11 protein-coding genes are annotated in these 7,917 nt (G+C 72.6%); 4 read left to right on the top strand and 7 right to left on the bottom strand.

The genetic code is table 11. The annotated features are described in order from the left end of the window. Window positions 1-33 precede the first annotated feature (33 nt). Complete coding sequence (locus G3I40_RS29510; RefSeq protein WP_164305624.1) at window positions 34-1,275, bottom strand: benzoate/H(+) symporter BenE family transporter; 1,242 nt, start codon at window positions 1,273-1,275, stop codon at window positions 34-36. Window positions 1,276-1,418: 143 nt separating this feature from the next. Here G3I40_RS29510 and G3I40_RS29505 point away from each other — a divergent pair, with 143 nt between their 5' ends. Beyond that, on the top strand, window positions 1,419-1,979 hold the full coding sequence (locus tag G3I40_RS29505; RefSeq protein WP_164305622.1) for an XRE family transcriptional regulator: 561 nt from the start codon (window positions 1,419-1,421) through the stop codon (window positions 1,977-1,979). Between the two features lie 46 nt (window positions 1,980-2,025). After that, window positions 2,026-2,283 carry a hypothetical protein gene (locus G3I40_RS29500; RefSeq protein WP_164305620.1) on the top strand — a complete coding sequence of 86 codons (258 nt, stop codon included), beginning with the start codon at window positions 2,026-2,028 and terminating at the stop codon, window positions 2,281-2,283. A 4-nt stretch (window positions 2,284-2,287) separates the two neighbouring features. Here G3I40_RS29500 and G3I40_RS29495 read toward each other — a convergent pair whose 3' ends face one another. The 4 genes from G3I40_RS29495 to G3I40_RS29480 all read right to left on the bottom strand — a co-directional run bounded on the left by G3I40_RS29495 (window position 2,288) and on the right by G3I40_RS29480 (window position 4,680). Further along, complete coding sequence (locus G3I40_RS29495) at window positions 2,288-3,097, bottom strand: hypothetical protein (RefSeq protein ID WP_203644988.1); 810 nt, start codon at window positions 3,095-3,097, stop codon at window positions 2,288-2,290. 89 nt (window positions 3,098-3,186) lie between these two features. Continuing rightward, window positions 3,187-3,654, bottom strand: coding sequence for a hypothetical protein (locus G3I40_RS29490; RefSeq protein WP_164305619.1), 468 nt, complete (start codon window positions 3,652-3,654; stop codon window positions 3,187-3,189). 2 nt (window positions 3,655-3,656) lie between these two features. Next, entirely contained in the window at window positions 3,657-3,977 is a 321-nt protein-coding gene (locus G3I40_RS29485; RefSeq protein ID WP_164305617.1) for a hypothetical protein, read from the bottom strand. Window positions 3,978-4,008: 31 nt separating this feature from the next. Next, window positions 4,009-4,680, bottom strand: coding sequence for a DJ-1/PfpI family protein (locus G3I40_RS29480; RefSeq protein WP_164305615.1), 672 nt, complete (start codon window positions 4,678-4,680; stop codon window positions 4,009-4,011). Between the two features lie 208 nt (window positions 4,681-4,888). Between G3I40_RS29480 and G3I40_RS29475 the strand changes: the two genes are divergently transcribed. Then, the gene (locus tag G3I40_RS29475; RefSeq protein WP_164305613.1) at window positions 4,889-5,827 is read left to right on the top strand and encodes a helix-turn-helix domain-containing protein; all 939 of its coding nucleotides are present in this window, start codon (window positions 4,889-4,891) and stop codon (window positions 5,825-5,827) included. Between the two features lie 128 nt (window positions 5,828-5,955). Then, window positions 5,956-6,342 carry a hypothetical protein gene (locus tag G3I40_RS29470; RefSeq protein ID WP_164305612.1) on the top strand — a complete coding sequence of 129 codons (387 nt, stop codon included), beginning with the start codon at window positions 5,956-5,958 and terminating at the stop codon, window positions 6,340-6,342. 13 nt (window positions 6,343-6,355) lie between these two features. On the opposite strand, the gene G3I40_RS29465 is transcribed toward G3I40_RS29470, so the two are convergent. Both G3I40_RS29465 and G3I40_RS29460 read right to left on the bottom strand, forming a co-directional pair. Next, window positions 6,356-7,315: an NAD-dependent epimerase/dehydratase family protein gene (locus G3I40_RS29465; RefSeq protein ID WP_164305610.1), complete on the bottom strand. Its 960-nt coding sequence runs from the start codon at window positions 7,313-7,315 to the stop codon at window positions 6,356-6,358. Between the two features lie 154 nt (window positions 7,316-7,469). Continuing rightward, window positions 7,470-7,917 (bottom strand): DUF6629 family protein (locus G3I40_RS29460; protein ID WP_164305608.1); only part of this gene is annotated, 448 nt, incomplete at its 5' end.

Raw genomic sequence — 7,917 nt, 5'->3', positions numbered from 1 at the left:
ACGAAGGCGCTGCGGCCGCGGCGTGGTCGGTGTTCACCCGCCGGTTCGCACGGGTGTGCCGGGCGGCGGGTTGACCGCGGCCCGCGGCGCGGCCTTCGTGCGCCGTCCGAGCGAGGCGACCACGCTCGTGAGCACCCCGGCGAGCAAGCCCCAGAACGCCGAGCCGATGCCGAGCAGGGTGACCCCGGACGCCGTGGCGAGGAAGGTGACGAGCGCGGCCTCCCGGGAGCCGGGGTCGGACAGGGCGGAGGCCAGTGACGCCTCGATGGTGGCGAGCAGACCGATGCCGGCGATCGCCAGGACCAGGGCGTGCGGCATCGCCGCCAGCAGGGAGGCGACGGTGGCGCCGAGCAGCCCCGCGCACAGGTAGAAGGCGCCGGCCCACACGGTCGCCAGGAAGCGCCGCTCGCGAGCGGGGTGGGCCTCCTCCCCGGTGCAGATCGCGGCGGTGATCGCCGCCAGGTTGATGCCGAACGCACCGAACGGGGCGAGCACCGTCTGCACGGCGCCGGTCCAGGTCAGCAGCGGCGAGACGGGCACCTCGTACCCTGCGCCGCGCAGCACCGCCACACCCGGCAGGTTCTGCGAGGCCATGGTCACCACGAAGAGCGGCACGCCGACGCTGACGAGCACCTTCCAGTCGAACTCGGGAGTGGTGAACACGGGCTGGGCGAGCGACAGTCGGACCTTCTCCAGGTGCCAGCCCCCGACGAGGACGGAGGCGGCGACCCCGCCGCCCAGGGCGAGCAGGACGGCGTACCGGGGCAGCAGCCGGCGTCCCAGCAGGTAGAGCACGAACATCGGGAACGCGACGGCGAAACTGCCGTCCATCTCGGCGAAGAGCCCGGTGCCGAACTCCAGCAGCACCCCGGCCAGCAGCGCCGCCGCGAGCGGCACCGGGATCCGGTCCATGACGCGGGCGAACCATCCGGTCAGCCCGCTCACCAGGATCAGCACACCGCTGAGGACGAACGCGCCGACCGCCTTGCCCATCGACACCCCGCTCAGGGAGGTGGCCAGCAGTGCCGCGCCCGGTGTCGACCAGGCGGTCATCACCGGTGCCCGGAAGCGCAACGACAGGCCCGTGCACGTGACCGCGAGGCCGATGCCGAGGGCGAGCATCCACGACGAGATCTCCCGCGCGTCCGCCCCTGCGGCCCGCGCCGCGGTGAAGACGAGCGCCGCCGAACTGGTCACGCCGACGGTGACGGCGATGAGGCCCGCGACCACGGCGGAGGGCGGGGCGACGGCGTGTATGCGGGAGAGGCGGGACATGGGGCATCACTTCCGAACCGGGTGCCAGGTGTTCCATATACGGAACGTTCTGTTTGTGGAACACTAGGGAAGCGGTCGGTGAAGCGTCAACAGTCCGGGGAACGGACGTGGCGGAGGGCGACGCAACGGACGGGAGTCGCGAGATGGGCCTCAACGACGAGGTGGGCCGCAGGCTGAAGCTGCGGCGCATGGAACGCGGCCTGTCCCTGTCCGAACTCGCCCGCCGCTCCGGTGTCGGCAAGGGCACCCTCTCGGAACTCGAGAGCGGCCTGCGCAATCCCACCCTGGAGACCCTCTACGCCCTGACCACCGCACTCGGCAGCCCGCTCAGCGTCGTGCTCGACGATCCCCCGCGGGGCGTGGCCGAGCAGGCGGGCGGCGTCTCCGGGAGCGCTGTCACCGCGGCGCTCCTGGAGCGGTTCGAGGACGACGGCGCCGCCACCGACGTCTTTCGCGTCACCATCGCCGCAGGAGCCGTCCAGGACTCGGCCGCCCATGTGCCCCACACCACCGAGAGCCTGATGATCCTGGCGGGCACCGCGGTCGTCGGCCTGCCGGATGCGCCGCAGACCGTCGGTCCCGGCGGGCACGCCCACTGGCGGGCCGACGTCCCGCACGTCTACCGCGCCCTGGACGGCGAGGTCCACGGCATCCTCTTCGTGCGCTACCCGAGGAGCGGACAGGCCCCGGCCGACGGGCCCTGAGCGTCGCGTCACCCGACGCCCCTGCCGAGTGGCACCACCCTCACGCATGCGTGATCGTGGGGCGACGACCGGTTCCGGCAGCAGGCAGTTCGGAGGCTTCATGGACGCGCTGAGCAGTGACGGCACGTGCGAACTCGACCCCGTCACATGGGACGCGATGATCGACGCGCTCAAGGCCAACGGGGTGCCCGACGAGACCCTCACCAAGGTCTGTGCGCAGGCACTCGCCGCGATCAACAGCACGCCCGCCGCGGTGCGCGCGGAATGGCTCACCACCGGCAGCAGGCCTGACGCCGGAGCCTGACCGGCTAGACCTGCGGCGGAGTGCCGTCCGGGTCCACGTCGTGCAGCTGGGAGATGTCCACGGATTCGTCCGCGGACGGCGTGCTCGTCGGCACCGGGGCGCCGTAGTCGGTGAAGGTCATCGTGACGGTCTCGTCCGGGCTCTTCTCGGTGGCCCGCACCAGCCGGTGCGGCGCGTCCTCGGTGACGTACAGGGTGAGGCGGCTGTCGTCGTCCCGGCCGGTCAGCGGAACGACACGGGTGTCGTCGACGGTCGTCGCGTCCCCCTTGTCGAGCGGCTTTTGGGTCGGGCGCCCCGCGCCCTTGTCCAGCTGTGCGCGCAACGCGTCGAGGTCGCAGACGTCCGCGAGCCCGGCCAGCATCGGATCGTCCGTGGTGCCGTGCACGTACCGGTCCTTGAACACCTGCGCCGCGAGGGCGCCGGAGCCGCCGGACACCTGCGTCTTCCAGAAGGTCGCGTCCGGTTTCATCCAGACCTCGTCACCCCGCTTCACGAGGTCGACGCTGCCGCCGTCGGCGCCGCCGGTGCCCATGCGCAGCGACCCGGTGCAGTTCCCGTCCTGGTCGAGGCGCAGGTCGAAAGCGCCAGGGGTGCGCGCGTCCCGGTCGTCGTCCGCCCGGTTCGTCACGGCCAGGTGCAGCGAGCGCGCGTCGAGGAGCTCCTTCTTCGCGTCGTCGGCCAGCTGCCGCGCGCTCGGGTCCGCGGAGCCGCCGTCGGCGAGCGCGGGGCCCGCGGTCAACAAGCTCGCGCACACCACGGCCGCGGCCACGGGTACCCGGGCCGCTCTGCGTCGCCGGGTGGGGTGTCCCGCCATGACGTCACCTCGCCGTCCCGGACGCTCCGAGCGTCCGAAATACCCGTAAATTGTACGTTCGGCTGATGTCGTCCCACACCTGGAGGGGCTCAGGCGCCCGTGGTGGAGCCGGGGCGGATGATCATCAGGACCGTGACCGTGGCCCACAGCAGGTTGAACACACCTGTCAACGCGGCCAATTGGGCGGCAGACCGGGGGAGCGGCGTGTGCCGGGTCTCCTGGAGCGCGTCGAGAGCCGCCTCCTGCGCGGGCAGGATCCACACGGCCAGCACGGCGGCGGCCGCCGTGGTCAGCACGATCGAGGCGATCAGCCACGCACTGGAGAGCACGCCGAGGCTGCTCGCCGTCGCGAACCCGAACAGGGGCACGGCGACGCCGACGGCCGCGTAGACCCGGCAGATGCGGTGCAGCGTCCGCAAGGTCGCGAGCGACGCGGGCCCGCCGGGCGAACCGGCCGCCTGACGCAGGGACTTGGGGAACATGCTCGCGGCCACGGCGACCGGTCCCACGGCCAGGACGGCGGTCAGGACGTGCAGGGAGAGGAGGAACTTGGTCATGGTCAGCGGCCCGCGCCCGGCCCGGCGGGGCGGCGGACGCCGCTGACCTTGGAGGCGGGCAGCCGCCCGGCGCGGGACGTGCCGTGCAGGGTGTCGCCCTCGACCGTCACCGAGAAGGAAAGATTCAGCCGGAGCGGCTTGGTGACGGACTGCTTCCAGGTGAGCAGGTCCCCGGCCGACTCCACTTCCCTGAGCGGTACTTCCTCGCCCGCGCCGTGCGCGAGGCCGGTGAGCCCGGAGGGGCCCCGGCGCAGTTCGACCACGGCCGCGACACTGCCGAGCGGAGTGGCGACGGACAGGTCCCAGATGCCTTCGACGGACATGCGGTGGTTCTTCTCTCTTCTTCGGGTGCGGTCAGAACGGGAGGGGCGCCGGGCCCTGGGCGCGCCAGACGGTGCCGCGCCGCTCGTACGCGAACAGCTCCTCGACCGCCAGGGCGACGCGCGGACCCACTTCGCGCTCCAGCACATACAGCGCGAGGTCGAGTCCGGAGGTGACACCGGCGCCGGTGACGAGGTCGCCGTCGTCGACGACCCGGGCGCGGACGGCGTGCGCACCGGTCGCGTCGAGCAGATCGAGGCCCTCATGGTGGGTGGTGGCGTTGCGGCCCTCCAGGAGGCCGGCCAGCGCCAAGACGAGCGAGCCGCCGCAGACGGCCGTGACCGTCACCGCGGGGTCGGCCATCGCGTCCGCGAGCAGCGCGGGCAGGGGGGTGTCCAGCGTGCGCCCCAGCAGGACGGGCACCGTGGCCTCGGGCGCGTCCTCGTCGGGTGCCGCGCCGGGTTCACCGAGGGGTCCCGAGGCGCCGGGCACCAGGACGAGTCCCGGCCGGCCGGGGTCGAGTGCGGCAGTGGCGCGCAGCGAGAGCCCGCCGGTGCCGCTGACCACCTCACGCGGCCCCTCCGCGGACACCAGCGCGACGTCGAACGCCCCGCCGGAAGCGGCGGCGCCGGCGTGCAGCACCTCGAACGGGGCGACGGCGTCGAGGGGATCGAAGCCGTCGAAGAGGACGATCTGGACGTGCACGGGGGAGCTTCCTTCACCTGGGGCGGGCCCGGCCTGCGCCGGGATCGACGTCGACGCTAGTCACCCGCGTCCCGATGCCCCAGTGGCATTAGTGACGACTGTCAACGGAATAGCGACATCCCTCTTCACCTCCCACTTCGCCCGACCGAGAACGCAAAACAGGACTCACTGAGCTGGCGGTAACCAGTGGGCAAGGTATGTTCCGGCCATGCACATCGTTGCGATCCTCGCGCTGGACCAGGTGATCCCCTTCGACCTGGCCACGCCGATCGAGGTCTTCTCCCGCACCCGGCTCCCTGACGGGCGGCCCGGCTACCAGGTCCGGGTGTGCGCCGAGCAGCCCGAGGTGGACGCCGGCACCTTCGCGATCCGCGCCCACCGGGGTCTGGAAGGTCTCCAGGGTGCGGACACGATCATCGTGCCGGGCACCGCCGTACCCACGGCCCCGCTCCCGCCCGCCGTCCGCGACGCACTGCGGGCGGCCGCCGCGGACGGCACCCGGATCGCGTCGATCTGCGCGGGCACCTTCCCGCTGGCCGCCACCGGACTGCTCGACGGGCTGCGCGCCACCACCCACTGGATCGCCGCGGACCTGCTCGCCGCCACGCACCCCGGCATCGACGTCGACGCGGACGTCCTCTACGTGGACAACGGGCAGATCCTGACCTCCGCGGGGGCGGCAGCCGGTCTCGACCTGTGCCTGCACATGATCCGCCGCGACTACGGATCGGCCGTGGCGGCGGACGCGGCCCGGCTCTCCGTCATGCCGCTCGAACGGGAGGGCGGGCAGGCCCAGTTCATCGTCCACGACCATGCACCCGCACCGCAGGGTTCCTCCTTCGAGCCGCTCCTGGGCTGGCTCCAGGACCACCTCGACGGCGAGCTCACCCTCGCCGACATCGCCGCGCGCGCCGGGGTCAGCACCCGCACGCTCATGCGCCGCTTCCGGGAGCAGACCGGCACCACGCCCCTGCAGTGGCTCCACCGGGCCCGCATCCGCCGGGCCCAGCACCTGCTGGAGACCACCCGGCACCCGGTGGAACGGATCGCCGCCCAGGTCGGATTCGGCTCGCCCACCGCGTTCCGCGACCGCTTCAAGCGCACGACGGGGGTCAGCCCGCAGGCGTACCGGCGCACCTTCAGCTGAGCGACGAGCGGTGCTCGCACCGTCCGGACGCAGCCGCGTAACTCCTGATCCTGGTCGGCGTTGGTTCCGCCGGAGCCGGGCCCCCGGCTCCCTGTGAAGAGACCGATGAAGAGTTCAGGGAGGCCACCATGCGGGCCGTCATCAGGAAAGTTCTCTGCGGAACCGGCGCGTTCGCGGCCGCGCTCGGCTGCGTCGTCGCCGCGGGCCCGTCCGCGCAGGCCGACGGCAAGTGGTGCAACAACGCGGTGTGCATCGAGACGTACGACACCGGCACCTACCTCGGCCGCGTCGAGGTGTCCGTCATCAACATCAACCAGCCGCACACCATCAGCGCCCGCGTCTGGACCACCGACGGCTGGAGCGCCACGACGAAGACGGAGGACGTCGCCGCGTTCCGCACCTACCGCGACCAGGCCTATCCGCAGCGGAAGTTCCCCGCCGGGACGCGGCTGTGTGCCGAGGGCTTCCGGGGCGGGGAGAGCGTGGGGCTGCCCTGTGTGACGATCACCAACTGACGCTTCTCGGGCGCTAGTTGGCAGGGGCCTGCGCTGCCAGCCAGGCGCTGTACCAGGCGACCGTGGCGTCCAGCGCCTCGGCGAGAGGGGTCGGGCGGACGGAGAAGTGCCGCTCGAACGCGGTCGAGTCCATGATCTGCGGGGTGGTGTGCTGGTAGAACATCTCGGCGTACTCGGCCATGAACTGCTCGTCGAACGGTCCGAACGGCCGCGGCTCGGGGACGGCGATCAGCTTCAGCGGCCGTCCCACGCGCTCCTCGACCATCCCGAGGACGTCGCGCGTGGAGACGGTCGGGGCGGTCGGCAGGTGCCAGACGCGGCCGTCGCCGTCGGCACGCTCACCGAGGGTGGCGAGACCCGCCGCGACATCGCGTATGTACGTGTAGCTGTGCGGCAGGTCGATGTCGCCGAGCGCGGGGACCTCGCCGCCGGTCAGCGCGGCCGGGAAGACGGCGCCGCCGAGCGTGGAGTTGAGGACGCCGGGCCCGAAGAAGTCGGCGGCCCGGCCGAGCACCACACGCGCCCGGCCCGCGCGGTGCGCCGCCAGATACTTCTCGTCGAGGTCGGCCCGCAGCCGCCCCTTGCGTGACGTGGCGTTCCAGGGCGTCTCCTCCGTCATCACCGCGCCGCCCGTCTCTCCGTACGGGTACAGCGTGTCGAGGACCACGAGACGCGCACCGCTGTCGGCCACCGCGCCCACCACGGCCTCCTGGACGCGCGGCATCACCTCGACCTGGAGGTGATAGGCGACGTTGACGCAGTGGTACACGACGGCCGCGCCGTCGACCGCGGTACGTGCGCCCTGCGGAGTGCCGACATCGGCGGAGAGCCGCTCGATGCCGGGCAGCTCCGGGCCCGCGCCCTTGCGGTCGACGAGCCGCACGGGGTGGCCGCGGCGTACGAGCTCCTCGGCGAGGGCGGTTCCGGCGGGACCGGATCCGAGGACGGCGTGCAGGGGCTGGGTGCTGGTCATGAGGATCACCGTTCGTTAGTGGCTTTCTCTTCTGTTAGAGACTGTAACTGACGAGAGCAGTGCTCGCAAGAAGCTGCCTTCTGTGGTGGGGCAGGGCAGGGGGGGTGACCCGAGTGGGTCGGGCCGGGTGGTGGGGGCGGTCGGTCCGCAGGGGTCAGACGGCGTCGGCTGTGCGGGGGCCGGTGCCCAGCCAGCCGTACAGCACCGCCGAACAGAGCGCCGCGCAGGCGCACCAGGTGGAGAGGAACTCCCAGCGCCACAGCGCCCCGCACACGGCGGCGCCGACGGCGACCAGGCCGCCCAACAGCACCAGGCCCGCTTCGCCGGACAGCAGCAGTGTGCCGATCGTCGCCAGCAGGTACCCGGCGAGGATCCAGCCGGCGTGCGGCAGGCCGATCGCGTACCCCATGGTGTGACCGCGGATCTCGGCGGTGACGGACTTCGTCGCCAGTAGGTACGTGAGAACGGCGGAGGTCGCGACGCCGCACGCGAGCGGGAGCGCGAGCCGGCGGCGGGCCCGCCGCGGTGCTACGCAGGCGACTCCCACCGGCACCCACAGCGGCAGCAGCGGCAGTGCGATCGCGGCCCAGGCGAGCACGGCG

This window comes from Streptomyces sp. SID14478, assembly GCF_010548525.1.
In the GTDB taxonomy this organism is placed as follows: Bacteria; Actinomycetota; Actinomycetes; order Streptomycetales; family Streptomycetaceae; genus Streptomyces.
Note: the sequence above shows the minus strand (reverse complement) of the source record. Positions and strands in the feature narration are given on the sequence as shown.